At 51.8% G+C, this 24,446-nt stretch carries 27 protein-coding genes; 14 read left to right on the forward strand and 13 right to left on the reverse strand.

Annotated features, from left to right (window positions below; translation table 11 throughout):
• Positions 1 to 56: 56 nt before the first annotated feature.
• Positions 57 to 341: a PepSY domain-containing protein gene (locus tag DBZ16_RS12440; protein ID WP_016688300.1), complete on the forward strand. Its 285-nt coding sequence runs from the start codon at positions 57 to 59 to the stop codon at positions 339 to 341.
• A 142-nt stretch (positions 342 to 483) separates the two neighbouring features.
• Here DBZ16_RS12440 and DBZ16_RS12445 read toward each other — a convergent pair whose 3' ends face one another.
• The 3 genes from DBZ16_RS12445 to def all read right to left on the reverse strand — a co-directional run bounded on the left by DBZ16_RS12445 (position 484) and on the right by def (position 3,151).
• Entirely contained in the window at positions 484 to 1,005 is a 522-nt protein-coding gene (locus DBZ16_RS12445) for an O-acetyl-ADP-ribose deacetylase (RefSeq protein ID WP_107814211.1), read from the reverse strand.
• A gap of 487 nt (positions 1,006 to 1,492) precedes the next feature.
• Positions 1,493 to 2,419, reverse strand: coding sequence for a methionyl-tRNA formyltransferase (gene fmt / locus DBZ16_RS12455; protein ID WP_107814212.1), 927 nt, complete (start codon positions 2,417 to 2,419; stop codon positions 1,493 to 1,495).
• Between the two features lie 228 nt (positions 2,420 to 2,647).
• Positions 2,648 to 3,151, reverse strand: coding sequence for a peptide deformylase (gene def / locus DBZ16_RS12460; protein ID WP_016688303.1), 504 nt, complete (start codon positions 3,149 to 3,151; stop codon positions 2,648 to 2,650).
• Between the two features lie 280 nt (positions 3,152 to 3,431).
• Between def and DBZ16_RS12465 the strand changes: the two genes are divergently transcribed.
• Positions 3,432 to 4,712 (forward strand): LysM peptidoglycan-binding domain-containing protein, encoded by a 1,281-nt coding sequence (locus DBZ16_RS12465; RefSeq protein WP_107814213.1) that lies wholly within the window; start codon positions 3,432 to 3,434, stop codon positions 4,710 to 4,712.
• A gap of 460 nt (positions 4,713 to 5,172) precedes the next feature.
• On the opposite strand, the gene DBZ16_RS12470 is transcribed toward DBZ16_RS12465, so the two are convergent.
• On the reverse strand, positions 5,173 to 5,859 hold the full coding sequence (locus DBZ16_RS12470; RefSeq protein WP_107814214.1) for a Bax inhibitor-1 family protein: 687 nt from the start codon (positions 5,857 to 5,859) through the stop codon (positions 5,173 to 5,175).
• Between the two features lie 647 nt (positions 5,860 to 6,506).
• On the opposite strand from DBZ16_RS12470, the gene DBZ16_RS12480 reads away from it, so the two are divergent.
• The 7 genes from DBZ16_RS12480 (at position 6,507) to DBZ16_RS12515 (ending at position 11,482) form a co-directional block, all read left to right on the forward strand.
• Positions 6,507 to 6,962: a four-helix bundle copper-binding protein gene (locus DBZ16_RS12480; RefSeq protein ID WP_107814215.1), complete on the forward strand. Its 456-nt coding sequence runs from the start codon at positions 6,507 to 6,509 to the stop codon at positions 6,960 to 6,962.
• Positions 6,963 to 7,375: 413 nt separating this feature from the next.
• Entirely contained in the window at positions 7,376 to 8,176 is an 801-nt protein-coding gene (locus DBZ16_RS12490) for an ABC transporter ATP-binding protein (RefSeq protein WP_003779745.1), read from the forward strand.
• A 136-nt stretch (positions 8,177 to 8,312) separates the two neighbouring features.
• Positions 8,313 to 9,089: a lipid asymmetry maintenance ABC transporter permease subunit MlaE gene (gene mlaE, locus DBZ16_RS12495; protein WP_016686541.1), complete on the forward strand. Its 777-nt coding sequence runs from the start codon at positions 8,313 to 8,315 to the stop codon at positions 9,087 to 9,089.
• 50 nt (positions 9,090 to 9,139) lie between these two features.
• Positions 9,140 to 9,637 (forward strand): outer membrane lipid asymmetry maintenance protein MlaD, encoded by a 498-nt coding sequence (mlaD, locus tag DBZ16_RS12500; RefSeq protein WP_070601833.1) that lies wholly within the window; start codon positions 9,140 to 9,142, stop codon positions 9,635 to 9,637.
• A gap of 38 nt (positions 9,638 to 9,675) precedes the next feature.
• Entirely contained in the window at positions 9,676 to 10,266 is a 591-nt protein-coding gene (locus DBZ16_RS12505; protein WP_107814217.1) for an MlaC/ttg2D family ABC transporter substrate-binding protein, read from the forward strand.
• A 98-nt stretch (positions 10,267 to 10,364) separates the two neighbouring features.
• Positions 10,365 to 10,643, forward strand: a complete 279-nt coding sequence (locus DBZ16_RS12510) for an STAS domain-containing protein (RefSeq protein ID WP_009312676.1) — start codon at positions 10,365 to 10,367, stop codon at positions 10,641 to 10,643.
• Positions 10,640 to 11,482 (forward strand): MlaA family lipoprotein, encoded by an 843-nt coding sequence (locus DBZ16_RS12515; RefSeq protein ID WP_107814218.1) that lies wholly within the window; start codon positions 10,640 to 10,642, stop codon positions 11,480 to 11,482. The genes DBZ16_RS12510 and DBZ16_RS12515 overlap by 4 nt, the downstream gene beginning before the upstream one ends.
• Positions 11,483 to 11,838: 356 nt before the next feature.
• Here the strand turns inward: DBZ16_RS12515 and DBZ16_RS12520 are convergent, their stop codons facing one another.
• Both DBZ16_RS12520 and DBZ16_RS12525 read right to left on the reverse strand, forming a co-directional pair.
• Positions 11,839 to 12,117, reverse strand: a complete 279-nt coding sequence (locus tag DBZ16_RS12520) for a GIY-YIG nuclease family protein (protein WP_107814219.1) — start codon at positions 12,115 to 12,117, stop codon at positions 11,839 to 11,841.
• Entirely contained in the window at positions 12,114 to 13,004 is an 891-nt protein-coding gene (locus DBZ16_RS12525) for a LysR family transcriptional regulator (protein ID WP_107814220.1), read from the reverse strand. The genes DBZ16_RS12520 and DBZ16_RS12525 overlap by 4 nt, the downstream gene beginning before the upstream one ends.
• A gap of 184 nt (positions 13,005 to 13,188) precedes the next feature.
• On the opposite strand from DBZ16_RS12525, the gene DBZ16_RS12530 reads away from it, so the two are divergent.
• From DBZ16_RS12530 to DBZ16_RS12540, 3 genes are all read left to right on the forward strand, one after another.
• Positions 13,189 to 13,845 carry an NAD(P)-dependent oxidoreductase gene (locus tag DBZ16_RS12530; RefSeq protein WP_107814221.1) on the forward strand — a complete coding sequence of 219 codons (657 nt, stop codon included), beginning with the start codon at positions 13,189 to 13,191 and terminating at the stop codon, positions 13,843 to 13,845.
• Between the two features lie 91 nt (positions 13,846 to 13,936).
• Positions 13,937 to 14,422 carry a nuclear transport factor 2 family protein gene (locus DBZ16_RS12535; RefSeq protein ID WP_107814222.1) on the forward strand — a complete coding sequence of 162 codons (486 nt, stop codon included), beginning with the start codon at positions 13,937 to 13,939 and terminating at the stop codon, positions 14,420 to 14,422.
• A 241-nt stretch (positions 14,423 to 14,663) separates the two neighbouring features.
• Positions 14,664 to 15,593 (forward strand): helix-turn-helix transcriptional regulator, encoded by a 930-nt coding sequence (locus tag DBZ16_RS12540; protein WP_107814223.1) that lies wholly within the window; start codon positions 14,664 to 14,666, stop codon positions 15,591 to 15,593.
• A gap of 259 nt (positions 15,594 to 15,852) precedes the next feature.
• On the opposite strand, the gene DBZ16_RS12550 is transcribed toward DBZ16_RS12540, so the two are convergent.
• Positions 15,853 to 16,752, reverse strand: coding sequence for a tyrosine recombinase XerC (locus tag DBZ16_RS12550; protein WP_107814224.1), 900 nt, complete (start codon positions 16,750 to 16,752; stop codon positions 15,853 to 15,855).
• Positions 16,753 to 16,754: 2 nt separating this feature from the next.
• Positions 16,755 to 17,183 (reverse strand): acyl-CoA thioesterase, encoded by a 429-nt coding sequence (locus tag DBZ16_RS12555; protein ID WP_107814225.1) that lies wholly within the window; start codon positions 17,181 to 17,183, stop codon positions 16,755 to 16,757.
• Positions 17,184 to 17,394: 211 nt separating this feature from the next.
• On the opposite strand from DBZ16_RS12555, the gene fba reads away from it, so the two are divergent.
• Positions 17,395 to 18,459: a class II fructose-bisphosphate aldolase gene (gene fba / locus DBZ16_RS12565; RefSeq protein ID WP_107814227.1), complete on the forward strand. Its 1,065-nt coding sequence runs from the start codon at positions 17,395 to 17,397 to the stop codon at positions 18,457 to 18,459.
• A 389-nt stretch (positions 18,460 to 18,848) separates the two neighbouring features.
• Here the strand turns inward: fba and DBZ16_RS12575 are convergent, their stop codons facing one another.
• The 4 genes from DBZ16_RS12575 to DBZ16_RS12595 all read right to left on the reverse strand — a co-directional run bounded on the left by DBZ16_RS12575 (position 18,849) and on the right by DBZ16_RS12595 (position 23,462).
• Complete coding sequence (locus tag DBZ16_RS12575; RefSeq protein ID WP_107814228.1) at positions 18,849 to 19,505, reverse strand: hypothetical protein; 657 nt, start codon at positions 19,503 to 19,505, stop codon at positions 18,849 to 18,851.
• A 359-nt stretch (positions 19,506 to 19,864) separates the two neighbouring features.
• A complete protein-coding gene (locus tag DBZ16_RS12580; protein ID WP_107814229.1) occupies positions 19,865 to 20,881 on the reverse strand; it encodes a lysozyme inhibitor LprI family protein in 1,017 nt (338 codons plus the stop codon).
• 129 nt (positions 20,882 to 21,010) lie between these two features.
• The gene (gltS, locus tag DBZ16_RS12585) at positions 21,011 to 22,231 is read right to left on the reverse strand and encodes a sodium/glutamate symporter (protein ID WP_107814230.1); all 1,221 of its coding nucleotides are present in this window, start codon (positions 22,229 to 22,231) and stop codon (positions 21,011 to 21,013) included.
• A gap of 460 nt (positions 22,232 to 22,691) precedes the next feature.
• The gene (locus DBZ16_RS12595; RefSeq protein WP_003741993.1) at positions 22,692 to 23,462 is read right to left on the reverse strand and encodes a ParA family protein; all 771 of its coding nucleotides are present in this window, start codon (positions 23,460 to 23,462) and stop codon (positions 22,692 to 22,694) included.
• 236 nt (positions 23,463 to 23,698) lie between these two features.
• Between DBZ16_RS12595 and DBZ16_RS12600 the strand changes: the two genes are divergently transcribed.
• Positions 23,699 to 23,950, forward strand: coding sequence for a hypothetical protein (locus DBZ16_RS12600; RefSeq protein WP_070513881.1), 252 nt, complete (start codon positions 23,699 to 23,701; stop codon positions 23,948 to 23,950).
• A 17-nt stretch (positions 23,951 to 23,967) separates the two neighbouring features.
• Here the strand turns inward: DBZ16_RS12600 and DBZ16_RS16560 are convergent, their stop codons facing one another.
• Entirely contained in the window at positions 23,968 to 24,099 is a 132-nt protein-coding gene (locus DBZ16_RS16560; protein WP_276308314.1) for a hypothetical protein, read from the reverse strand.
• Between the last annotated feature and the right edge of the window lie 347 nt (positions 24,100 to 24,446).

Below are 24,446 nucleotides of genomic sequence, written 5' to 3' on the forward strand. Positions count from 1 at the left end.
CCTGTTTGCGGCAATGTCCATATAGTTTGTTTTTTATGCCACATAAAGGACCCATCATGAAATTACGCGCCCTTTCCCTGCTTGCCGTTTCCGCCGCACTCATTTCCGGCAGCCTGACCGCCGCTGCGGCACCGCATAAACATTCCCGCTCCATCTCCCAAGCGCAAGCCGTCAAAATCGCCAAGAAACGCGTCGGCGGCGGCCGCGTTACCGACGTGGATTACAGCAGAGGACGCTGGGAAATCGAAATCCGCAGGGGCTGTACCGAATACGATGTGGACGTTTCTTCACAAAGCGGCCGCGTCATCAGAGTAGATACCGACAACCACTGCGACGATTAATCGATTCTTGATTAATGGATTCTTAAGGAAGCCGGACTGCCTGTCCGGCTTTTTCGTTTTCAGACGACCTCAATCTTACTGAGGTCGTCTGAAAACCTTTTATCTAAACCTTTTATATGCCGTTTTGCCTGATTCGCGACTTTCAGACGACCACTCCGTCCCGTTCCAACAATGCCCGATAGCGTTCGGCATCCTGCGGCGAAAAGCAACAGAAGACGATTTTTTCGACAGTCGGACACTGCGGCAAAGTTTTTTTCAAAATCGCCAAAGCGGTTTCGGCAGCCAAATCAGCGGGGAAACGGTACACACCCGTGCTGACACAGGGGAAGGCGATGCTGCGGATGCCGTGTTCTTGCGCCAACAGCAGGGAATTTTGATACGCCTCCGCCAGCTTGACCGCTTCGCTGCGATGTCCGCCGAACCAAACCGGCCCGACGGTATGAATCACAAATTTCGCCGGCAGCCGATAGCCTTGGGTGATTTTCGCTTCGCCCGTGCGGCAGCCGTTCAACTTTCTGCACGCTTCCAACAACTCCCGTCCCGCCGCGCGGTGAATCGCGCCGTCCACACCACCGCCGCCCAATAACGAGGAATTGGCGGCGTTCACGATGGCATCGACTTCAAGTTTCGTAATATCGCCTTCGACTACTTCAAACACTGCCATGATCTGCTCCTAAACTTGGGTCATTCTTGCCGTCAGTTTAATATAGTGGATTAAATTTAAACCAGTACGGCGTTGCCTCGCCTTAGCTCAAAGAGAACGATTCTCTAAGGTGCTCAAGCACCAAGTGAATCGGTTCCGTACTATCTGTACTGTCTGCGGCTTCATCGCCTTGTCCTGATTTTTGTTAATCCACTATAAAAATCAGACGCTTCCCTGCCGATATTTTCAGACGACCTCTAAGTCATCCGAAGAAAGGTCGTCTGAAAATTGATTACCGGCCCACTGTTTTTGATACAGCACCTACCGCCAACCGCCATTCCCGCGCGGATGGGAATTCATCTTTGAATTCAACAACGTTTTTCAAACACCCGTTTCTTGGATTTTCCAATGGATTCCCGCAGTAGCTTACCCTCGCGTAAGCGGGGAAGGCATGGCAGCTAAGAAATGGGGGGATGGGCTGGCTCTAAATTTAGTTACAAAACGGCTTCTATAAAACCGTCCCAACCTCAATCTTATGTCCTGCCGCAAATGCCGCAATCAGCATCCGTTTGCTGCCGGAAGGCTGCAATTCGGTAATCTTCAACGCATTCTCACCGCAGGCAACGACCAAGCCGTCAGCCGAACAAGACAACACTTCACCCGCCCTGCCCTGTTGCGCGACCGCTTCCGCCCGCCAGATTTTCATCGGCTTGCCCTGATATTCGATCCATGCAGCGGGAACGGGGTTGAAGGCACGGATTTTGCGTTCAATCACTGCCGCGCTTTCGTTCCAATCGATACGCGCTTCTTCTTTGCTTAATTTTTGAGCGTAAGTCACACCTTCTTCGGGCTGTTTGACGCTTTTCAGACGACCCTCTGCCTTTAATTGTTGCAAATCAGCAACAATCGCCGCCGCACCGAGGTTCATCAGCGCGTCGTGTACTTCATTGGCGGTATCGGTCGGCTGAATGGCGTAACGATGTTCGCTGACCACATCGCCGGTGTCCAAACCGATGTCCATCTGCATGATGCACACGCCCGTCTCGGCATCACCCGCTTCAATCGCGCGCTGAATCGGTGCCGCCCCGCGCCAACGGGGCAGCAGCGAAGCGTGGATGTTGAGGCAGCCGTGTTTTGGCGTATCCAACACGTCTTGCGGCAAAATCAGCCCGTAGGCGGCAACGACCATCACGTCGGCCTCGACCTCTTCGAGCATTTGCAGGGCTTCGGCGTTGTTGCGCAGTTTTTCAGGCTGCGCCACGCGTAAACCCAATTCCAATGCGACCTGCTTCACGGGAGACGGGGCAAGCTGCATCCCGCGCCCTTTGGGGCGGTCGGGCTGGGTCAACACCAGCGGGATTTCAAAACCGGCGGCGGCAATGGCTTTTAAGGCGGCAGCGGCAAAATCGGGCGTACCGGCGAAGATGACTTTCATGGGGAAACTCCTTGGAAATGGGTTTCAGACGATCCCTGTACCGCAACGGCAAGCTTGTTTCCGTCTGACGGAAAGGAACAGATTACGGGATACGGCTGTTACTGCTTCTAACCACTATATTTAAAGAATATGGCAAACATTGCGACAGGTCGTCTGAAAGTTTGAAAAACAACGGCTTGCTGCCGCTTTCCTCTTTCAGACGACCTGTTCGACCGTATCATTCGGCTTTTAGATGGTGTGTTTCTGACGTTTTTTCAGTTTGGTCTTAATCCGACCCTGCTTGAGCTGAGACAGGCGTTCGACAAAAACGATGCCCATCAGGTGGTCCAACTCGTGCTGCACACAAATCGCCAACAGCCCGTCCGCCTCCAGCGTGAATTTCTCACCTTTTTCGTTCAAAGCCTCGACCTTGACGCGTTCGGCGCGGGTAACGGTGTCGTAAATGCCCGGCACAGACAGGCAGCCTTCTTCGTAAGTGGTTTCGCCGTCTTTTTCAACAATGACGGGGTTGATAAACACGCGAGGCTCGCTGCGGTCTTCGGTCAAATCCATCACGACGACGCGCTCATGCACATCGACCTGCGTCGCCGCCAGCCCGATGCCGCGTGCTTCGTACATGGTTTCAAACATATCGGCAACCAGCTTTTGGATGCGCTCATCGACTTTTTCGACAGGCTTTGCCACAGTGTGCAGTCGCTCGTCGGGGTATTGCAGGATATTCAGTAAAGCCATAATTTTCTCTTCGTTTTTCAATACTTGGGACGCGTATCCAAACGCGTCCGGCAGCAGATTGTGTGTGTTTTCATACAAATTTTGCGTCTGTCTTCACAATTCCCGTGATGACACTAACATTCAATGATAAAATATGTACCAATGAATTTCCGTTCAATGCGCACAAAACGCCCATTGACGTTTTTTAAAGGGGGACGGCGGTTTTTGCAAACTCCCGACCATTTCATTTTCTCCGTTTATCATTTAAAGACAAACCGAATCAATTTCAAGGGGAACGGTTATGCAACAACGTATTATAACCCTGCTTTGTGTCGCGGGCATGGCAATTTCCGCCCACGCTCAAGCAGCTTCATTAAAAGTGCGCCCCGATGCGCCGCAACGCTACGTCGTCAAAAACGGCGACACTCTCTGGAGCATCTCCGGCAAATATCTGTACAGCCCGTGGCAGTGGAACCGCCTTTGGGGCGCAAACCGCGGCGAAATCCGCAATCCGCATCTGATTTATCCGGGTCAAGTGTTGGTTTTGCGCTACGTCAACGGCCGCCCGCAACTGGGCTTCGAAAACAGCTCCGCAGGCAATGACGGCATTCCGGTCATCAAACTCAGCCCGCGTGTTCGCGAAACCTCTTCAGGCTACGGCATCCAAACCGTCAACGTGAACTTCTACCGCATGTTCATGCAACATCCGCAGTTCATCGACCAAATGAAGACCCAAGACGCACCGCGCCTGATCGACGGCCCTGACAACCGCATCATGTACAGCAAAGGCGAACGCGTGTACGCCTACGGCGTGACCGAACCCGGCCGCTATCTGGTTTACCGCGCCGTCAAAGACCTGACTGATCCCGACACCCGCAAATACCTCGGACAAGAAGTCGTCTTCAGCGGCATCGTCAGCACCCTGCCCTATACCAACAGCGCGCTGGACTCCGCCTCCGACGAAGACCGCAAATATCTGAAAGACGGCGAATACTACACCCGCCTGCACCCGCTGGCGAAAGTGCCGACCCAAACCGCGCAACCTATGATCGTGGAAGAAGCCGTTTCCGAAATCCGCAAAGGCGATTTCCTGCTGAAAATGGACGGCGAAACCGAGCCTTTCCAAATCATGCCGCACGCGCCGACGCAACATATCGACGGTAAAGTCATCTCCATCCTCGACGGCGTACACGAAGCCGGACAATTCCAAACCGTTACCCTGAACAAAGGTTCTGCCGACGGCTTGGACAAAGGTACGGTCTTGAGCATTTACAAACGTGACCGCCAAGTGAAAGTTGATTTGGAAGAAGGCAAAAAAGGCCGTAAGAACATCGTTAAATATGTTTCCATCCCTGCCGAAGAAACCGCATTGGCTATGGTGTACCGCACCGGCGAACATCTCTCGTCCGCCATCATTTTGGAAAACCTGACCAGTATCAACATTGGCGACACCGTATCCGAACCCGGCCGCGACTTGGACAACATGTCTGACGACAAACCGCACGTCCGCAATGAGCCGCAAGATTCCCACGATACGGAACATAACCAATACAATATCCACAGCAACATCAATAAATATTGATCGATTGTTGACAGCAAAACGTCGTCTGAAAATTTCAGACGACGTTTTTTATATAAGTCATAAAGGTCGTCTGAAAACGATGCCGTTTATGATGAAACACTGCTCATCGACGGAAACCGCGTTTCGTTTTCAAAAGAGCAAAATCCAATGATGCACCTTCAACAAGCTAACTTCAACCAATACAAATTACGTCGCACAAGTTTGATGGATACTCTTTTCTAAAACACCAAGGCTCCAGCACAACCTTTGACTTTCTCAAATACAGCCCATCAAGTTTGCTTCTCAGCAATGTTTAATACCCCACCAAGCACCAAGCCAATCAGCTTTCTACCTCCTGACGAACCGCCGCATGATTGCCCATCTGATTCAAAACGAATCCACACAAAAACCTGAGCATATAAAAAAGGTCGTCTGAAACCTTTTCAGATTTCAGACGACCTCGATATCAGAACCCAAGCCATTAATCGTCGCTGGTGAATGCCAACAAGATGCGCAACAGGCTGCTGAAAATATTGTAAATCGAGATGAAAATGGTCAGAGCCGCGCTGATGTGGCTGTCTTCGCCACCATCAATCACGGTACGCACCTGCCACATAATAACCAGCGAACTGAATACAACGAACGCGCCGGAAATGGCAAGGCTCAGAGCCGGAATTTGCAGCATGAAGTTAGCAACCACTGCAATCATCAGAACCACACCGCCGATTGCCAAGAAGCGTCCGAGCGAGTTCATGTTCATCGTTGTGCGGCGCGCCATCGCTGCCATCGTAAAGAATACGCCGGCGGTCATGGCTGCGGCGACACCTACGATTTGAGTACCATTACGGATGGCAAGCGCATATTGCAGCAGCGGGCTGATCAACACGCCCATGCCGAAGGTGAAAATCATCAACAAGACAACGCCTGTGTTGCTGTAACGGTTTTTCTCAATAAGGAAAATCATACCGTAGAAGAATGCCAATACAGCTACAAAACCCATCCAGCGTGCGCCGAACATAGCGTACAGGTTTAGGTTCAAAGCGCTGCTGGCAAATGCGCCGGCAATAGCGGGAATGAAAGATAAACCCAGCAGGCGGTAAGTTTTTTGCAAGACAATGTTTTGGGAAACTTGTCCTGCAAGAGGATAGTCGTAAACGTCGTTTCGCATGGCGTTTGCTCCTGAAAAAAGTGTGTGAAAACAAAAAGAGTCCTGATTCTATCAGCAAATTATTGGCTTGGGCATAAAAATATGCCTACGTCGCCGTTTAGGGATAAGTGGTAGCGTTCAAAGCATTTTAAAGTGTCGAAATCATAAATTTATATAAAAAGCTGCCTCTGGAGCCAATATTATAGTGGATTAAAATAAAAATGAGACAAGGCGGCAACGCCCGCCGTGTACGGGTAGTACATAAGGGCGTTGGCAACGCCGTATCATTGCAATTTTAATCCACTATAAATCTTTGTTTCCCCCTTTTACTGCTTGATTTCCACCAATTCAAAACCTGATAAACCAGACTTTCGAAAAATAATGAAGTTTAATGATTTGCCGGAGCAAATTTGAATAGAGCCGTTCTCAAGCTGCGTAAACAACATAAGAAATAAAATAACTTCATTGATTATTTATCAACTTTCGACCTATTGTCTGCCGAACGGCTGAATGATAGGATTGCGCCAGCAAGTGTAGTGTAATCGCTCAAAATCTGAATAAGCCGCTAATTTCAGACGACATCAATGATGCGCAGAAAGTCGCTGTCTTCGATTTTAGCGATTCGTTATGTTTAACTGCATATCAATGATTATATAAGGAAATACAGTATGAACCGTCGTCAATTCTTGGGTGGTACAGCCGTTTCTTTGGCAGCCGCCGCCTCATTCGCCCGCGCTCACGGAAATCATAGCCATAAAGGCCATTCCCACGCTGCTCCTACTGCTGCGTCCAAAACCTATGAAGCCGCCAGAAAAGCGGCTGCCCACTGTGTTGAAGCAGGTCAAATCTGTCTGGCTCACTGCATCCGACTGCTGAGCCAAGGCGATACTTCAATGAAAGACTGCGCAACAGGCGTCAACCAAATGCTGGCATTGTGCGGTGCGCTGCAAAACCTTGCCGCCCAAAACTCTCCGCTGACCCCTTCTTTGGCAAAAGTCTGCGTCGAAGCATGCAAACAATGTGCCGCAGCGTGCAAACAACACGCAGGTCATCATGCAGAATGCAAACAATGCTATGAGTCTTGCCTTGCCTGCATCAAAGAGTGCGAAAAAATCGCTGCTTAATTGACGCGGCAAATAACCGGCCTGTCTGTAAAACAAGCTTTGTTTTGTAGGCAGGCCGGTTTGTTTTGGATGGGATGGCTTTCACAAATTTATTCGATATGTAAGTTTTGTTTGTAGAATGTTGTGTCTTTGCCTACAAAATCTTGCCATAAATTTAAAATTTCACCCGCCGGCAAAAATCGGTATGTTTAGGATTATTAAGTTCTGTAACTTGCCCCGTTCTAAAATGAAGACAGCAGGTTGCAAGATTCACGCCTTAACCATTCCAATGGTCTTAAAATTCCTGCCAAACACATGATTTTCACGCTTCTTTACAGACGTTTTCTTGATAAGGTCGTCTGAAAATTGCCCGACACCTTGATAAGCTTTACAATGCAAGTAATTAAAATACATCCCGCCTTATCTTCCCCTTCATGAGTTCCGTACCCTTCATCGAAATGAAAGACGTTGCCTTCGCGTATGGCGACCGTCCGATTCTGAACAATATCAATTTCAGCATTCCCCAAGGAAACTTCGCCGCCGTAATGGGCGGCTCGGGCAGCGGTAAAACCACGCTGATGCGGCTGATTACGGGTCAGATTCATCCGCAGTCAGGTAAGGTTTTGATTGAAGGACGTGATTTGGCGGGCTTTTCGGCTGACGAACTGTATGAACACCGCCGCCGTATGGGCGTGTTGTTCCAGCATGGCGCGCTGTTTACCGATTTGTCGGTGTTCGACAATATCGCTTTTCCGATGCGCGAACTGACGCGCCTGCCTGAAGCGGTGATCCGCGATTTGGTTTTGTTGAAATTGAACGCGGTCGGTCTGCGCGGCGTGGAAAACCTGATGCCGTCCGAACTCTCCGGCGGGATGTCGCGCCGCGTCGCGCTTGCCCGCACGATTGCGCTCGACCCTGAAATTATGTTGTACGACGAGCCGTTTACCGGCCTCGATCCGATTTCCTTGGGCGTGATTGCCCACTTGATCAGCCGCGTCAACAAGGCTTTGCGCTCGACCAGCATTATGGTGACGCACGATATTGAAAAATCTTTGGAAATCGTCGATCAAGTGATTTTCTTGGCGCACGGCGAAATCATGTTCTCCGGCTCGCCACAGGAAATGCGCGAACTGGATTCGCCTTGGGTGCGCCAGTTTGTCGGCGGGCTGGCAGACGGTCCCGTAGCATACCGCTATCCGGCGCAAACGTCGTTGCAGCAAGATTTGCTTGGGTAGTTTTCAGACGACCTCGGTTTGCAGACGTCGTCTGAGACGTTTGAACCGTTGTTGCTTGAAGCCGAAATCATTTTTCAGACGACCCATCATCATCCTAAAAGGTCGTCTGAAACCCGTTAATCCGTAATGGAAACCTATGAATTTTATCCGTTCCGTCGGGGCGAAAACCCTCGGCTTTATTCAATCTCTCGGCAGTATTACGCTGTTTCTGCTGAACATTCTGGCGAAATCCGGTACGGCTTTCGTCCGTCCGCGCCTGAGCGTGCGCCAAGTGTATTTTGCCGGCGTGCTGTCGGTGTTGATTGTTGCCGTTTCAGGGCTGTTTGTCGGCATGGTTTTGGGTTTGCAGGGCTATACGCAATTATCGAAATTCAAATCCGCCGATATTTTGGGCTATATGGTTGCGGCTTCGCTGTTGCGCGAACTGGGTCCGGTGTTGGCGGCGATTCTGTTTGCCAGCAGCGCTGGCGGTGCGATGACCAGCGAAATCGGTTTGATGAAAACGACCGAACAGCTCGAAGCGATGAACGTGATGGCGGTAAACCCTGTCGCCCGCGTGGTTGCGCCGCGCTTTTGGGCGGGCGTGTTTTCCATGCCGCTGTTGGCTTCGATTTTCAACGTCGCGGGCATTTACGGCGCGTATTTGGTCGGCGTAACCTGGCTGGGCTTGGACAGCGGCATTTTCTGGTCGCAAATGCAGAACAACATCACGATACACTACGATGTAATCAACGGTCTGATCAAATCCGCCGCGTTCGGCGTGGCGGTAACGCTGATTGCCGTGCATCAGGGCTTCCACTGCGTCCCGACCTCGGAAGGCATTTTGCGCGCCAGCACGCGTACGGTGGTTTCGTCCGCCCTGACGATTTTGGCGATTGACTTTGTGTTGACCGCATGGATGTTTACGGAATGACAGGTCGTCTGAAAACGAAACAAAGAACATTGGATATTCAAGGAACTTTAATGAAAAAGAATGTATTGGAATTTTGGGTCGGACTGTTTGTCCTGCTCGGCGTGGCAGCGGTCGGTTTTCTCGCTTTCCGCGTGGCGGGCGGCGCGGCGTTCGGCAATTCCGGCAAGACTTATACCGTATATGCCGATTTCAGCGACATTGGCGGCCTGAAGGCAAACGCGCCGATCAAATCTGCGGGCGTATTGGTCGGACGCGTCGGCTCCATCGAGCTTGACCCAAAATCCTATCAGGCGAAAGTCCGTCTCGATTTGGACAGCAAATATCAGTTCAGCAGCGACGTTTCCGCGCAAATCCTGACCTCCGGTCTGTTGGGCGAACAATATATCGGACTGCAACAAGGCGGCGACACCGATAATCTTGCTGCAGGCGATACCATTTCCGTTACCAGCTCCGCCATGGTTCTGGAAAACCTGATCGGCAAATTCATGACCAGCTTCGCCGAGAAAAACGCGGCGGGCGGCGACGATGCGGCAAAAGCCACCGAATAAACGTACACCATCATATTCATACTTTAGGACACTTAATCATGAAAAAAACCTCTTTTATCAGCGCACTGAGCATCGGCATCTTGAGCATCAGCATGGCGGTTGCCGCCCCTGCCGACGCAGTGAACCAAATCCGTCAAAACGCCACTCAAGTATTGAGCATCTTAAAAAACGGCGATGCCAATACCGCCCGCCAAAAAGCCGAAGCCTATGCGATTCCCTATTTCGATTTCCAACGCATGACCGCGCTGGCAGTCGGCAACCCTTGGCGTACCGCGTCTGACACGCAAAAACAAGCGTTGACCAAAGAATTTCAAACCCTGCTGATCCGCACCTACTCCGGCACCATGATGAAATTCAAAAACGCCAGCGTCAACGTCAAAGACAACCCCGTTGTCAATAAAGGCGGCAAAGAAATCATCGTCCGCGCCGAAGTCAGCGTACCCGGTCAAAAACCCGTCAACATGGACTTTACCACCTACCAAAGCGGCAATAAATACCGCGCCTACAACGTCGCCATCGAAGGCGCAAGCTTGGTAACCGTGTACCGCAACCAATTCGGCGAAACCATCAAAGCCAAAGGCGTGGACGGACTGATTGCCGAACTGAAAGCCAAAAACGGCAGCAAATAATGCAAAGATAAGTCATGCCGTCCGTTTTCAGACGACATGGCTTTCGCACACAATAACCTTCAGGTTTTATCATCCAAGATTAAGTTGACAAGACAGCCATGCAAACCGAACTTCGCGACGGCACGTTGCACATCAGCGGCGACATTACCGTCAAAACCTTGACCGCCGACGCCTTTACCCGCTTCAGGCAGCAATGTCGTCTGAAAGACACCCGCGCGGTCGATTTGAGCGGCGTCGGACGCGCTGATTCCGCCTGCGTGTCCCTGCTGCTTGACGCACTGCGCCGTCCGGACGGAAAAATCACCCTGCAAGGCATACCCGAATCCGTGCGTACCCTGTCCGAGCTTTACGAAATCAAAGACTGGTTAAACCCATGAAAAAAACCACCGCTTCACTCCTACTCCTCATCGGCATGGCCTCAACCCCCGCATTTGCCGAAACCAATCCCGCCGACCCCTACGAAGGCTACAACCGCGCCGTATTCAAATTCAACGACAAGGCCGACCAATACGTCCTCGCCCCCGTCGCACGCGGCTACCGCAAAATAACGCCCAAGCCCGTCCGCACCGGCGTGAGCAACTTCTTCAACAACCTGCGCGATGTCGTCAGCTTCGGCAGCAATGTTCTGCGCCTTGACGTCAAACGCGCCAGCGAAGACCTCGTCCGCGTCGGCATCAACACCACCTTCGGCCTTGGCGGTTTAATCGACGTAGCCGGTGCAGGCGGCGTACCCAGCAATAAAAACACCCTCGGCGACACCTTCGCCTCATGGGGCTGGAAAAACAGCAACTACTTCGTTGTCCCCCTGTTCGGCCCATCTACCGTACGCGATACCATTGGCAACGCCGTTACCACCGTCTACCCAGTTAAAAACGCCGTCTTCCACACCAGAGCAGGACGCTGGGGCACAATCGGCCTGCAGGCCATCAACACCCGTAAAGAACTGCTCGACCTGACCGACGGTTTGGAAGACGCCGCCATCGACAAATACAGCTACACCCGCGACCTCTACATGAAAGTGCGCAGTCGCCAAACCGGCGGGACATTACCGCAAGGCGAAGATGACAATATCGACATCGATGAATTGGTGGACAGCGATCTGCCTGTCGAAGCCGGAGTAGATATCCCCAATACCTCTGCCGGCGACACTTCCGACCTTCATTTATACACCCCCATCCAAACCGGCGCGCCTGCCGATGATGCGGTAAACGATTAATCCGGTTTCCATATAAAAGGTCGTCTGAAACCTCATTGCAGGATTTCAGACGACCTTTTGTTTTTGTATGGCGTTTTGAAAATATAGTGGATTAACAAAAATCAGGACAAGGCGACGAAGCCGCAGACAGTACAGATAGTACGGCAAGGCGAGGCAACGCCGTACTGGTTTAAATTTAATCCACTATAAAATCAGAATGACCATTACAAAAAGGTCGTCTGAAAATCGACTTCAACGGAAATTCCTATTTACAATCCGTTGGATACCCGTTTTCAGACGACTTTTCAGGGTGGTTCAATCATTCCAATCCAGACAACAGCTCAAGCTCTGTACACACCTATTCCTCTGAGAACCCGCTATTCTAAAGCAACCGCATTTCCCACCGCCTCGTCCCACAACTCCCGCTTCTTCCCTACCGTCAGTTTTTTGATGGCGATTTCCTGTTTCAATGCCTCGCTTTTGGAGAGGTCGTCTGAAACGATACGCATCGCCGTTGGTTTGTTCAGCCGCGTGTATTTCGCGCCTTTGCCTGAGAGATGGGCGGCGAACCGCTCTTGCGGGCGGTTGCTGATGCCGCAGTAAAGCGCGCCGTTTTCGCACAAAATCAGGTAAACGCTCCAATTTTCCGCGCTCATGCGTCTGCTTCCTTGGCGAAACTTTCCGTGAAGATACGGACGGCGGCTTCGGTTTTGGCGGACTGGACGCGGTAAGGCGTAACCAAATAGAGGCTGACCGGCGGCAGCGTCCATTCGGTCAAAACGGTTTTCAGACGACCTTGGGAGATTTTTTCCCGAACTTCGCCGCCCACTTGCAAAGACAAACCGAAACCGCTTTCGGTCAGGCTGCACACGGCGGCAAGATGCGTGCAGGCAATGCTGTCGGCGACGTCGAGGAAATAGCTTTCGCCGCCGTATTGCAAGGTCGTGCGGACGGGCAGGAAGTGCAGCCAGCGGTGGGCGTGAAGCTGCGAGGGATGGGTAATGGGCGGATGGCGGTCGAGATAATCAGGCGCGGCGCAAACGGTGTACGGCCAGGTAACGAGATGGCGCGCAACCAGATTAGGATCGTCCAAAGCACGGTCGCCGCCGCGTATGGCGATGTCGGTCTGATTGTGTTGCAGGTCGTCCAAGGTATCGCTGAAATTGAGAACGGGGCGGATTTTGGGAAACTCGGTTTGCAATCTCGCAAACGCCGTCTGAAAAGCGCGGGAACCGATGACGCTGGAAGTCAGGGAAATACGCAATTCGCCGACAGGTTCGGTTTTGAGGTTGTCGATAATAGTACGCGTATCGGTAAGGGTGGCGGCGAGGCGGCGGCAGTATTCGCCCAAAGCGCGGCCGGCATCGGTGGGCGAAAGGCTGCGCGTGCTGCGGTTTAACAGCTTGATGCCGTGCAGGGTTTCCAGGCGGTTGATGTGCTGGCTGACGGCAGACGGGGTCATGCCCAGCGCGGCAGCGGCGGCGTTCATGCTGCCGTGTTCGAGGACGGCGGAGAAAACGAGCAGGGGTTTGATGTCTTGCATTCTTCTATGATGAGGCCGTCTGAAAGTTTGGTTTTAACGAAGTCCAAACGCTTTCAGGCGGCCTTCTATTTCGATTGTTTAGTTTAACTTCACAATCATAACAGCAAAATAGGGATTATCAAGCGTTTCAGACGACCTTACAATGTGTTCATCTAATCAATCACACTTCAACAAGGAGTCAAACATGAAAATCGCAGTCATCGGCGCAACAGGTTATGTCGGCAACGCAGTCGTTCAAGAATTGGCAGGTCGTGGGCATAAAGTGACCGCTTTTGCCCGTAACACGGATAAAGTGTTCCAAGCGCAAAATGTCGCCGCCGTCTCCGCAGACGTGAACGCGGCGGACTTCGCCGACAAGCTGGCAGGCTTTGACGCCGTGGTCAGCGCGTTCAATCCCGGCTGGAGCAATCCCAATATCGGCGCGGATTTTACACGCGGCGCAAACAACATCGTCGAAGCGGCAAAAGCGGCGCAAGTGCCGTATCTCTTAATCGTCGGCGGCGCAGGCAGTCTGTATGCCGCGCCTGATTTGCAAGTTGTCGATACACCCGACTTCCCCAAAGCCATTTACGACGGCGCCAATGCCGCACGCCATCTCTTGACCGCACTCCTGCCGCGCCGCGATGTGAACTGGTCTTTCGTTTCCCCTCCGGCACGACTGGGCGCGGACGGCGGTTTCAGCGAAGGCAAAACCGGCAAATACCGTTTGGGCAAAGACGATTTGCTGATGGACGGTGAAATTCCGGCAGGCATCAGCGTGGCGGATTTGGCAGTCGCCATCGCCGACGACGCGGAAAACAAAGCGCATTTGTTTGAACGCTTTACCGTTGCCGCCGCTTAACCGCCGTCTAAGTCAAAGGTCGTCTGAAAACCTTAAGAATCAGGTTTTCAGACGACCTATCCATCCCCCAAAACCAAAATGAAATCGAAAAATGAAAAAAATCATCGCCGTCTTACTGACCGCAGCAGCCCTCTCATCAACCGCCGCATACGCTGCCCCCAAAGCCAAACCCGCCCGCATCAAAGCCGCGCAAACCGAAGAAGCGCGCAACAAAGCCAACGCCCTCGCCTTCTACGACCTCGCGTTCAATCAACACAAACTGCAAGAAGCCGTCAGCAAATATGTCGGCAAAACCTATATCCAGCACAATCCGACCGTTGCCGACGGCGGACAAGCCTTCATCGACGCTTTCGCTCCGTTTTTAAAAGAACATCCCGGCTCGCGTGCCGAAGTGAAACGCATCGCAGCCGAAGGTGATTTGGTGTTCATGCACGTCTTCAACCAGACCTCTGCCCAAGACAGGGGCGAAGCGGTCGTCGATATTTTCCGCTTCGACCGCAACGGTAAAATCGTCGAACATTGGGACGTGATTCAATCCATACCGGAAAAAACCGCCAGCGGGCATTCTATGTTCTAAAACATCTGGAAACGATCCAGACAAAATGCGCAAAGGTCGTCTGAAAACCTTAAAAATCAGGTTTTCAGACGACCTTTTTCTATTCGCAGCCCATTATTCATCTGACACCAGCCTCCCTCTTTTTATCAGAAGCGTTTTGAAAAAAGACGCAGATTAGGGTTTCAGACGACCCTCGTGTCGGTTTACCTGAAGGGAAATCGGTGTTATTGTGTTTGGCAGTCTGTTGAAAATAAAATGATTTATGGAAAGAGACTCTTTAAACAGCCAGCATTTCGTCCGGCTGGTGCAACAAGGCGGCGGCAGCGATTATCTGAGCGGCAATTACCGTTTCGATACGCTGCACAGCGGCATTTCCGTGCATGGCGGCTGCGTGATCGCGCAAAAGGATTTCCAAAGTACGCAGCTTGCCGAGCCGTATATTTCGTTTATTCTGCTGCTGGAAGGGCGTTTGGATTTTGCCATCAATCAAAACCGCTATCAGATTGAGGCTGACGGCGGACGGGTGGTGCTGATTGCTGCGGAGGAGGAGATTTTGTTCAGCCGTTATCTCTATCAAGGGGAGAAAACGGCGAAAATCACGTTGAAAGGCATAGAGCAATGGCTGTCGCAACCGCAATACGCGGCGATGCTGCCGGCGGTTTACCGCGAGACGGTGCGGCATTGGCATTTGAGCGATGAATTGCGCGCTTTGGCGGAAAACAGTTTGATGCTGTCGGCGCAGGGCGACGGGCTGGGCGATGTTTTGCAGCGCGAAGCCGATGCTTTGCAGTTGCTCGCGGGATTGTGGCGCGATTTTTGCAGCCGTTATCCATTGTCGCCGTCGTCTGAAAAATCGGGCGGGACGGTTCGCCCGTCGGATGGGGACGGGTTTGTGCATGGTTTGAATCAGGCATTTGACCAAGGCGCGCACCAAGTGGCGGAACTCGCCGCCGCGCTGCATGTCAGCGAACGGACGCTGCAACGCCGCCTGCGGGATTATTTCGGAATTACCGTCAGCGACTGGCTGCGGCACAAACATATGCAATATGCGCTGTATGCGTTGACGACGGGCAAAGAGAGCATCAGCGAAATCGCTTACCGCTGCGGCTACGGACACACATCCAGCTTCACGCAGGCATTCAAGCAATATTTCGACTGCACGCCTGCGGAGGTGCGCAAGCGGGAGGATTGATGTTTAATTATAGTGGATTAACTTTAAACCAGTACGGCGTTGCCTCGCCTTAGCTCAAAGAGAACGATTCTCTAAGGTGCTGAAGCACCAAGTGAATCGGTTCCGTACTATCTGTACTGTCTGCGGCTTTGTCGCCTTGTCCTGATTTAAATTTAATCCACTATAACGTTTAATCGATGCTTAAAGGTCGTCTGAAACGGTTTCAGACGACCTTTGTTTATACCGAGTCTTAGAGTTGAAACCGCTCAAGCCGCCCTCTTCACTTCTTGCGTTTCGCCCGCGGATGCCCCTCGTCGTAAACCTTTGCCAGATGGTCGAAATCCAGCTTGGTGTAAATCTGCGTGGTCGAGAGGTTGCTATGCCCCAGCAGCTCTTGCACGGCGCGGATGTCGCGCGAGGATTGCAAAAGGTGGCTGGCGTAGCTGTGGCGCATCATGTGCGGGGAAATGTGTTGTCCGCTGCCCTGCTGCACCGCCCATGTCTGAAGGCGTTTTTGGATTTGCCGCTGTCCGAGCCGCGTGCCGTTTTTGCCGGTAAAAAGCGCGGTTTCGCTGTCTGCCGCGACGCGTTCGAACAGATAGGCGCGCAAGGCTTCGACGCTTTTGCCCGACAGCGGGACTTGCCGCTCTTTCCTGCCTTTACCGGTTACGCTCACCCAGCCTTCGTCCAGCAACACATCACCCAAATCCAATCCGTGTATCTCGCTCAGGCGCAGGCCGCTTCCGTACATCAGTTCAAACAAGGCATGGTCGCGCACTGCCAAACTGTCGTTGGCGGGCGTGCTGTCGAGCATATGGTTCAACTCTTCCTGCGGCAAGGCTTTGGGCAGGCGTTCAGGCAGGCGCGGGGCTTTCAGGTTGAAGGTCGGGTCGTTGTCCATCATGCCCGACTGCACGAGCCAGCCGCAATATTGCCGCCACGCCGATAATTTGCGCGCCAGCGTCCGTTCGCTCAAACCTTGTTGCGACAGCCGTTTCAACGCCGCCACAAAATCGCGCCGCGTCAAATCCTGCGTCGTTTCAGACGACCCTTCCGTCAAAAGCCGCACGAGTTCGGTCAAATCGCGACCGTATGCAGACAGCGTGTACGCCGACTTGCCTTGTTGTCCCAACATTTTCAAATAGCCGTCCAAAGACAGTCCGAAATCGCGCGCCAACATTTTCAGACGACCTCCAACACGGTTTTCAAAGCCTCCGGCAATCGGCAAACCTTTTGGCGCGCATAATCGAAACACACCATGCCCGTGCGCGCCCGTGCCAGCACCTTGCCGTCCGTAATGCGCGTCAGGCGGAACAACAATGCAAACCCGCCCTTGCCGATGTCCTCAACGCCCATTTCCGCCGACAATTCATCGCCGTAAAAGCCTTGTGCCAGATATTGCACCGCCGCGTCCGCCATAATCAGCCCCGCGCCGCCCGCGTCCGTTTCGCTCCAGCCCAAACCCGCCAGCCAGCGCATCCGCACCTCATGGCACAAACGCAAAACGGCATCGTTCGCCAGATGACCGCCGTAATTCACGTCGCCCACCTGCACGCATAAGGTCGTCTGAAACAACACCGCATCCACATCCGACACTGCCAACTTACCCATCACACACCTCCCGCCGCCGTTTCAGACGACCGCAACAACAAACCGTTATTATAAACCATGTCAGACAAATACCGACCGCACCGCTTGCCCGCCGCAGCCGCAAAAAATCTCATTAACATATAAAACCGATGTAGCCCCGTGTAGTCTTTTAATAAGAAAAACATTATAATTTCCCACATCACCATCCCACTACCTCACCAAGGAGATTTAAATGGCACTCGTATCCATGCGCCAACTGCTCGACCATGCCGCCGAAAACAGCTACGGCCTGCCCGCATTCAACGTCAACAACCTCGAACAAATGCGCGCCATCATGGAAGCCGCAGACCAAGTCAACGCTCCCGTTATCGTTCAAGCATCCGCCGGCGCGCGCAAATATGCAGGCGCGCCGTTTTTACGCCACCTGATTCTGGCGGCAGTCGAAGAATTCCCGCACATCCCCGTCGTCATGCACCAAGACCACGGCGCATCGCCCGACGTGTGCCAACGCTCCATCCAACTGGGCTTCTCCTCCGTCATGATGGACGGCTCGCTGATGGAAGACGGCAAAACCCCGTCCACCTACGAATACAACGTCAACGCCACCCGTACCGTCGTTAACTTCTCCCACGCCTGCGGCGTATCCGTCGAAGGCGAAATCGGCGTATTGGGCAACCTCGAAACCGGCGAAGCAGGCGAAGAAGACGGCGTAGGCGCAGTCGGCAAACTCTCTCATGACCAAATGCTCACCAGCGTTGAAGATGCCGTACGCTTCGTCAAAGACACTGGCGTCGACGCGCTCGCCATCGCCGTCGGCACCAGCCACGGCGCATACAAATTCACCCGTCCGCCCACCGGCGACGTATTGCGTATCGACCGCATCAAAGAAATCCACCAAGCCCTGCCCAACACCCACATCGTCATGCACGGCTCCAGCTCCGTTCCTCAAGAATGGCTGAAAGTCATCAACGAATACGGCGGCAAAATCGGTGAAACCTACGGCGTACCCGTAGAAGAAATCGTCGAAGGCATCAAACACGGCGTGCGCAAAGTCAACATCGACACCGACCTGCGCCTCGCCTCCACCGGCGCCATCCGCCGCTTCATGGCAGAAAACCCGTCCGAGTTTGACCCGCGCAAATACCTGAGCAAAACCGTCGAAGCCATGAAACAAATCTGTCTCGACCGCTACCTCGCATTCGGCTGCGAAGGTCAGGCAGGCAAAATCAAACCTGTTTCACTTGAGAAAATGGCAACCCGCTACGCCAAAGGCGAACTGAACCAAATCATCAAATAAACAACGGGCAACCAAACGGGCGGCCATCCAAGCCGCCCGTTTTGTTTTGAAGGGGGTATGGAGAGCAAGTTCAAATCCATACGGCGTTACTCTGCCCGTCCTGATTTATAGTGGATTAACTAAATCAGGACAAGGCGACGAAGCCGCAGACAGTACAGATAGTACGGAACCGATTCACTTGGTGCTTCAGCACCTTAGAGAATCGTTCTCTTTGAGCTAAGGCGAGGCAACGCCGTACTGGTTTAAAGTTAATCCACTATAAAAGGTCGTCTGAAAACGGCTTCAGGTTCAATAAAACCTGCTGCGTTTGTTTTCAGACGACCTTTTTTTGCCGTCACGGCGACTTTGCCGCCTTCCCCGCTAGTGTGGGATTCGATGGCGGACTGCGATTATTCGTCGCTGCATTGCTTCAAATTAAATTGTGCGGCGGCAGCTTCGCGCTTGTATGCTTCTTCATTGAGGTAGCTCGGACGGTAATCCTTCAGCCATTCATCCATCGGGGCAAGCGCCTTGCGACATGCTGCTTTGTCTCCGGCATTTTTATAGCTGACGGACAAATCGTTCAGCGTCCGCATCCAGTCGGTCAGATAGAGGAACTTGTCGCATTCGTTGAGATAACGTTGTTTGATAGCGGCAGCTTCGCGATAGCGTTTGCCCTGATAGGTCGTCTGAAAACGTTTTTCCATTGCTGCCGTGCCTTTTGCGGAACAGGCGGCAGGCATTTTGTAATACGTCGCATCGAAAGTTGCATTATGTCCGCAGTATTCTTGGCAGGCTTCGCGGGCAGAATCCGGAATAGTCAGCTTCACGCTGTTGTCGGCAAAGAAGAAATGTACGATGCAGCCATCACGGTCTTTGCTGACGCGGTTTTTAATCGTGCCTTCATACTCGCATACATTGCCGTTTCGACTGATGGTTTCGACAGAAAACTGCTTGCCGTTGAGTGTCAATGAGCCGCTACTGAGACGGTCTTCCGCCAGAACATAATCTTGTGCGGCAGCGTGCAGGGAAAAGCTTGTCAGCAGGAGAAATGCGAGGGTTTTCATCAATGTGCTTTCTTATAATTTACGGAGAAAATGAAGGAGAATGCGATTGGCTCGGTGCTTCATCTGATGCTTTTATAGTGGATTAACTTTAAATCAGGACAAGGCGACGAAGCCGCAGACAGTACAGATAGTACGGAACCGATTCACTTGGTGCTTCAGCACCTTAGAGAATCGTTCTCTTTGAGCTAAGGCGAGGCAACACCGTACTGGTTTAAATTTAATCCACTATATTATGCAACGAGCAATGTGGATTGTACCGCAATAAAAAGGTCGTCTGAAACGCCAAACAGCATTTCAGACGACCTTTTTAATAACGGATGACGACGGCTCCAACACCAGCCGTCCGTCGGCTTTGCAGCTTAGTTAATCGAATAGCCGCGCAGATATTGAGTACGCTCGCGCGTCATGCGGGTATCGCATTGGAGCTTGAGGTATTCGTTTTGCGCGGGACTGTCCGCCCTAGCCGCTGCCTGTTGGCAGTTTTGGTTTTTGGTTTGAATCCAAGCGCGTTGTTCTGCCAGCATTTCTTGTTGGACAGTGCGCTCCATACCGTCCCATACGCCTTTGATTTCTGACTCAGCCTGATGGTTTTGCGAACGGGCATTGTCCAAATCGCTTTGAGAGAACGACGGCTGTTCCGGCTTCTCTTCGTTGTCAGGACGCAGGATTTCGGTTTCAAGACCGGCGGCAGGCGGTACGCCCGAAGCTTGGCTCGCCGCATTGTTTTCCAAAATATCCTCCGCTTTGGCAACAGGTGGCTCTTCAACGGCTTTGCTTTGCAGGATTTTAATCGCTTCTTCTTTGCTGACTGCCTTGCCGTCTATCATCACGATGCTTTTCACGCCGTAAGGCAGCAGCAAGGAAGACAGGGTTTGCGCGGTCATGTTGACGGTATTGTCTTCCAAAGAAACCGTACCGACTTTCGGATCGGGCGTATAGCGGACGCGGGCTGAGAAAGTGTTGTTCTCAAAACTCAGGTTGCTGCCCATGATTTTCTGCTGAAGCATTTCGGTCAAGCCGGTGTTGCTGTAAATCAGCGGACTGTTGGCATCGGCGGAGCGCAATACTTCGGCAGGGATTTGGATTTTCAAATCGGCGCTACACAGGGATTTGTTGTCTTCTGTGATTTCTTGCGGATTGTCCAAGACGATATTCAACTCGGAGCCGGCGGCAATGATTTTATCGGCATCGACAAATTGGCGACTGTCGGCACGGACAAAGGCACGCGCCTCGCGCTTGATGGTTTCTTGGATTTGGTTGCGGATACTTTGAATAGCGGCGGGATTGCCACACTCCAAAGCCTGCTTGGGTTCTTCTTTGCCGCACGCCGCCAACATCAGGGCGATAAGCGGCAAAGCCAGCAGTTTCTTGTGCATAAATAATACTCCTTGATACGGCTCGGAAACCGAACCGTTTTGTCGTTCAGACGACCATCATAACAAAAGCACTTGCAACAAGTAAATAATGTTGCAAGTGCTTTTTCAACGAACGGTGATAACGCTTACTTATCTGTGGATATAGTTTACGAAACCAGAGAGAATCAACGCGTTAATCAAGTCCACAAAGAACGCGCCGACCATAGGCACAATCAAGAACGCTTTATGCGAAGGACCGAAGGTTTGCGTGATGGACTGCATATTGGCAACGGCGGTCGGCGTTGCACCCAAGCCGAAACCGCAATGCCCCGCTGACAAAACTGCCGCATCGTAATCGCGTCCCATAAAGACGTAGGTTACAAATGTCGCATACAGAATCATGACAACGGTTTGTACGGCAAGGATGACGGTTACAGGACCTGCCAGACCGGTCAATTCCCACAGTTTCAGGTTCAACAGAGCCATAGCAAGGAAAAGCGACAGGGAGGCATTGCCGAATACGTCGATGGCGCGGTCGAACATATTAACTTTAAATGCAGAAGTCAAAATGTTGCGGATGACGACACCGGCAAACAAACTCCATACAAATTTCGGCAAGTCATACAGATATTCTTTATCGTAGCCGTCCACAATTTCGGCAAATGCCAAACACGCTGCAAACATAGCAAGCGTTTCGACGGCGGATTCGGCAGTAATCAGACGTGTGCGCTTTGCTTGCTCGAATACATCATCAGTCTGCTCATCGGTATTTTCTACGCTTGAGCTTTGTTCAATAGGCTTGCGACCCATTCTATTAATCAGAAGACGTGCGACCGGACCGCCAATCAAGCCGCCGAACACCAGCCCGAAGGTAGCCGAAGCCATACCCAATCCGGTAGCACCGACCAAGCCGAATTTGCTTTCAAAGTCAGGCCCCCATGCACCTGCCGTACCGTGTCCGCCGGTCAGCGTAATCGAGCCGGTAATCAAACCGATTAGAGGATCCAGTCCCAATAACGTTGCCAAGCCGACGCCGACAAAGTTTTGCACGACGATAAACGCCCCTACGACGGCAGTGAAAATCACCAATGGCAGACCGCCCGCTTTCAAACGGGAGAAGTCCGCACTCAAACCGATGGATGTAAAGAAAATCAGCATGAATGCGTCTTGCAGCGGTTTTTCAAATTTGAAGCTCACGTCGTAAGCCTGATGCAGCGCAAACAAGATAATCGCAGCAATCAAGCCGCCTGCCACAGGCTCGGGAATGTTGAAATCGCGCAGGAATTTGACCTTTTGGACCAAAAACTTACCAATCAACAAAACCAATGTGGCGGCAATCAACGTGTAGTAGCTGTTAAATTCCCATTCCATAATTGTTTTACCTCTCAAAAAATGTTTTTCTATTGTTCTTTTCGAGTATTTGCCCGATAAGATTCAAACGAATGGATATTAGGGCACGAGTTAAAAATTGTCAAAGAATAGCCTTTTGTTTTCGATTTTTTTACATATGGCATTTTTAAAATCATCAAAATATTTATAATCATCATGCTATTACATAAGACTACTTTTTGTTTATTAATTAAATATTTTTAATCTGAATGATATTATTGTTGACAATTCTTTTCATCAGAATATGAGCTTGATAACTGAAAAGGTCGTCTGAAAACTTGGAAATCAAGTTTTCAGACGACCTTTTTATGGTGGATTAAATTTAAATCAGGACAAGGCGACGAAGCCGCAGACAGTACAGATAGTACGGCAAGGCGAGGCAACGCCGTACTGGTTTAAATTTAATCCACTATATCTTTCAGACTTTATCTTTCAGGCTCAATCAACCTTTAGTACGCTCCAACAGTTCTTCCGCCAAGGCGAGGTAGGCTTTGGTGCCTTTGGCGTTGGCGTCGTAGGCGAGTGCGGGCATGCCGTGGCTGGGGGCTTCGGCGAGGCGGACGTTGCGGGGGATGACGGTTTGGAACATCAGGTTGCCGAAATGTTGGAAAAGCTGTTCGCTGACTTCGACGACGAGGCGGCTGCGGCTGTCGTAGAGGGTGCGGACGATGCCGGTGATGTCGAGGCGCGGGTTGATTGCCTGACGGATTTTGCGCACGGTGGCGATGAGGTCGGAGATGCCTTCGAGGGCATAGTATTCGCACAACATGGGGACGATGACGCCGTTGGCGGCGACGAGTCCGTTGAGCGTGAGCAGGGTCAGTGAAGGGGGACAGTCGATGAGGACGAAGTCGTAGTCGTTTTCGACGGTTTGCAGGGCGTTTTTGAGGCGGATTTCACGGGCGATTTCTTGCACCAGCTCGATTTCGGCTCCGGCAAGCGCACGGTTTGCGCCGAGTACGTCGTAGCTGCCGTCCCCGCTGCGGACGACGGCGGTTTTGATGTCGGTATCGCCCAATACGACTTGGTACACGCCTTCTTCGAGGCGTGCTTTGTCTATGCCGCTGCCTGTGGTAGCGTTGCCTTGCGGGTCGAGGTCGATGACGAGGACGCGTTTGCCTTTGGAGGCGAGCGATGCCGCGAGGTTGACGGTGGTGGTGGTTTTGCCGACGCCACCTTTTTGGTTGGCGACGGCGAGGATTTGTGCGCTCATGTTTTTGCTGCTGTCGGATAGGTGAATGGCGGAATTTTAACGTTTTTTGCTTGAAATGGGTATAAGGTCGTCTGAAAAGGGGCTGCGACAGGCAAAAGGTATCTTTGTCACATTTCTGTCTGCGTTTCGGTAAATTCTCTTTAAATTAAATTCAGACAAAGCAAGGTAATGCCTGCTGATTCAATATGGGTTTTCTATATAATATGCCGTTTTTATAACTGTCGTAGAGATATACCATGAAAAAATCTTTCTTTGCCCTGATGCTTGCCGCTGTTTTGCCTGCTGCTAATGCGGCTTCAGTTACCGAATTGGAAGCACAGATTGCGGATTTAACAGCAGAACAAACAGTAGAACATGCTTGGGTAGAAGTGAATCTGGCACGGTTAGAGGCGGGGCAGATGCATTTAATTGACGAACAGAATCGGAAGATCGAGGCTTTGGAAGCCCGTATCAGTAAATTGGAAAAACGCCTTGCCAAGTCAAAATAGTACAACCCGAATCGGGTTTATGTGTGCAGCGTCAAGCCGTTCCAGAAGTTGTTTGAGGCTTCGGGGAAAAACGAATGGGAAGCGCGCCGCGCCGTCCGCACTGTCTGCAATGCGGAAACTTCGGCGATGTTCTGCGAAGACTCTGCCATCCGTTGCGAAAAATACGAATAACGGGGTTTGAACACAAAGGTCGTCTGAAACGGAATCGGGTTTCAGACGACCTTTTTAACGGCATAGTGGATTAACTAAATCAGGACAAGGCGACGAAGCCGCAGACAGTACAGATAGTACGGAACCGATTCACTTGGTGCTTCAGCACCTTAGAGAATCGTTCTCTTTGAGCTAAGGCGAGGCAACGCCGTACCGGTTTAAAGTTAATCCACTATATTTTGAAGGCAAGTGGCGTTGTGTTCTGCCGATATCGGTATCGTTTCCTTTGAATTTGAACCAAGCCAGGCTGTATACTTGATGACTTGCCGCTGCTCATACCACAACA

The organism is Neisseria sicca (assembly GCF_003044565.1).
GTDB classification, from domain to species: Bacteria; Pseudomonadota; Gammaproteobacteria; order Burkholderiales; family Neisseriaceae; genus Neisseria; species Neisseria sicca_A.

What these genes read in the sequence shown, in the direction of transcription:
- DBZ16_RS12445 (WP_107814211.1), bottom strand. Translation starts at nt 1,005, where the DNA reads ATGGCAGTGTTTGAAGTAGTCGAAGGCGATATTACGAAACTTGAAGTC.
- DBZ16_RS12515 (WP_107814218.1), top strand. Translation starts at nt 10,640, where the DNA reads ATGAAAAAAACCACCGCTTCACTCCTACTCCTCATCGGCATGGCCTCA.
- DBZ16_RS12480 (WP_107814215.1), top strand. Translation starts at nt 6,507, where the DNA reads ATGAACCGTCGTCAATTCTTGGGTGGTACAGCCGTTTCTTTGGCAGCC.
- fba (WP_107814227.1), top strand. Translation starts at nt 17,395, where the DNA reads ATGGCACTCGTATCCATGCGCCAACTGCTCGACCATGCCGCCGAAAAC.
- mlaD (WP_070601833.1), top strand. Translation starts at nt 9,140, where the DNA reads ATGAAAAAGAATGTATTGGAATTTTGGGTCGGACTGTTTGTCCTGCTC.
- DBZ16_RS12465 (WP_107814213.1), top strand. Translation starts at nt 3,432, where the DNA reads ATGCAACAACGTATTATAACCCTGCTTTGTGTCGCGGGCATGGCAATT.
- DBZ16_RS12440 (WP_016688300.1), top strand. Translation starts at nt 57, where the DNA reads ATGAAATTACGCGCCCTTTCCCTGCTTGCCGTTTCCGCCGCACTCATT.
- DBZ16_RS12525 (WP_107814220.1), bottom strand. Translation starts at nt 13,004, where the DNA reads ATGCAAGACATCAAACCCCTGCTCGTTTTCTCCGCCGTCCTCGAACAC.
- DBZ16_RS12580 (WP_107814229.1), bottom strand. Translation starts at nt 20,881, where the DNA reads ATGCACAAGAAACTGCTGGCTTTGCCGCTTATCGCCCTGATGTTGGCG.
- DBZ16_RS12510 (WP_009312676.1), top strand. Translation starts at nt 10,365, where the DNA reads ATGCAAACCGAACTTCGCGACGGCACGTTGCACATCAGCGGCGACATT.
- fmt (WP_107814212.1), bottom strand. Translation starts at nt 2,419, where the DNA reads ATGAAAGTCATCTTCGCCGGTACGCCCGATTTTGCCGCTGCCGCCTTA.
- DBZ16_RS12520 (WP_107814219.1), bottom strand. Translation starts at nt 12,117, where the DNA reads ATGAGCGCGGAAAATTGGAGCGTTTACCTGATTTTGTGCGAAAACGGC.
- DBZ16_RS12595 (WP_003741993.1), bottom strand. Translation starts at nt 23,462, where the DNA reads ATGAGCGCACAAATCCTCGCCGTCGCCAACCAAAAAGGTGGCGTCGGC.
- def (WP_016688303.1), bottom strand. Translation starts at nt 3,151, where the DNA reads ATGGCTTTACTGAATATCCTGCAATACCCCGACGAGCGACTGCACACT.
- DBZ16_RS12550 (WP_107814224.1), bottom strand. Translation starts at nt 16,752, where the DNA reads ATGTTGGCGCGCGATTTCGGACTGTCTTTGGACGGCTATTTGAAAATG.
- DBZ16_RS12555 (WP_107814225.1), bottom strand. Translation starts at nt 17,183, where the DNA reads ATGGGTAAGTTGGCAGTGTCGGATGTGGATGCGGTGTTGTTTCAGACG.
- DBZ16_RS12540 (WP_107814223.1), top strand. Translation starts at nt 14,664, where the DNA reads ATGGAAAGAGACTCTTTAAACAGCCAGCATTTCGTCCGGCTGGTGCAA.
- mlaE (WP_016686541.1), top strand. Translation starts at nt 8,313, where the DNA reads ATGAATTTTATCCGTTCCGTCGGGGCGAAAACCCTCGGCTTTATTCAA.
- DBZ16_RS16560 (WP_276308314.1), bottom strand. Translation starts at nt 24,099, where the DNA reads ATGGCAGAGTCTTCGCAGAACATCGCCGAAGTTTCCGCATTGCAGACA.
- DBZ16_RS12575 (WP_107814228.1), bottom strand. Translation starts at nt 19,505, where the DNA reads ATGAAAACCCTCGCATTTCTCCTGCTGACAAGCTTTTCCCTGCACGCT.
- DBZ16_RS12470 (WP_107814214.1), bottom strand. Translation starts at nt 5,859, where the DNA reads ATGCGAAACGACGTTTACGACTATCCTCTTGCAGGACAAGTTTCCCAA.
- DBZ16_RS12600 (WP_070513881.1), top strand. Translation starts at nt 23,699, where the DNA reads ATGAAAAAATCTTTCTTTGCCCTGATGCTTGCCGCTGTTTTGCCTGCT.
- DBZ16_RS12490 (WP_003779745.1), top strand. Translation starts at nt 7,376, where the DNA reads ATGAGTTCCGTACCCTTCATCGAAATGAAAGACGTTGCCTTCGCGTAT.
- DBZ16_RS12535 (WP_107814222.1), top strand. Translation starts at nt 13,937, where the DNA reads ATGAAAAAAATCATCGCCGTCTTACTGACCGCAGCAGCCCTCTCATCA.
- DBZ16_RS12530 (WP_107814221.1), top strand. Translation starts at nt 13,189, where the DNA reads ATGAAAATCGCAGTCATCGGCGCAACAGGTTATGTCGGCAACGCAGTC.
- gltS (WP_107814230.1), bottom strand. Translation starts at nt 22,231, where the DNA reads ATGGAATGGGAATTTAACAGCTACTACACGTTGATTGCCGCCACATTG.
- DBZ16_RS12505 (WP_107814217.1), top strand. Translation starts at nt 9,676, where the DNA reads ATGAAAAAAACCTCTTTTATCAGCGCACTGAGCATCGGCATCTTGAGC.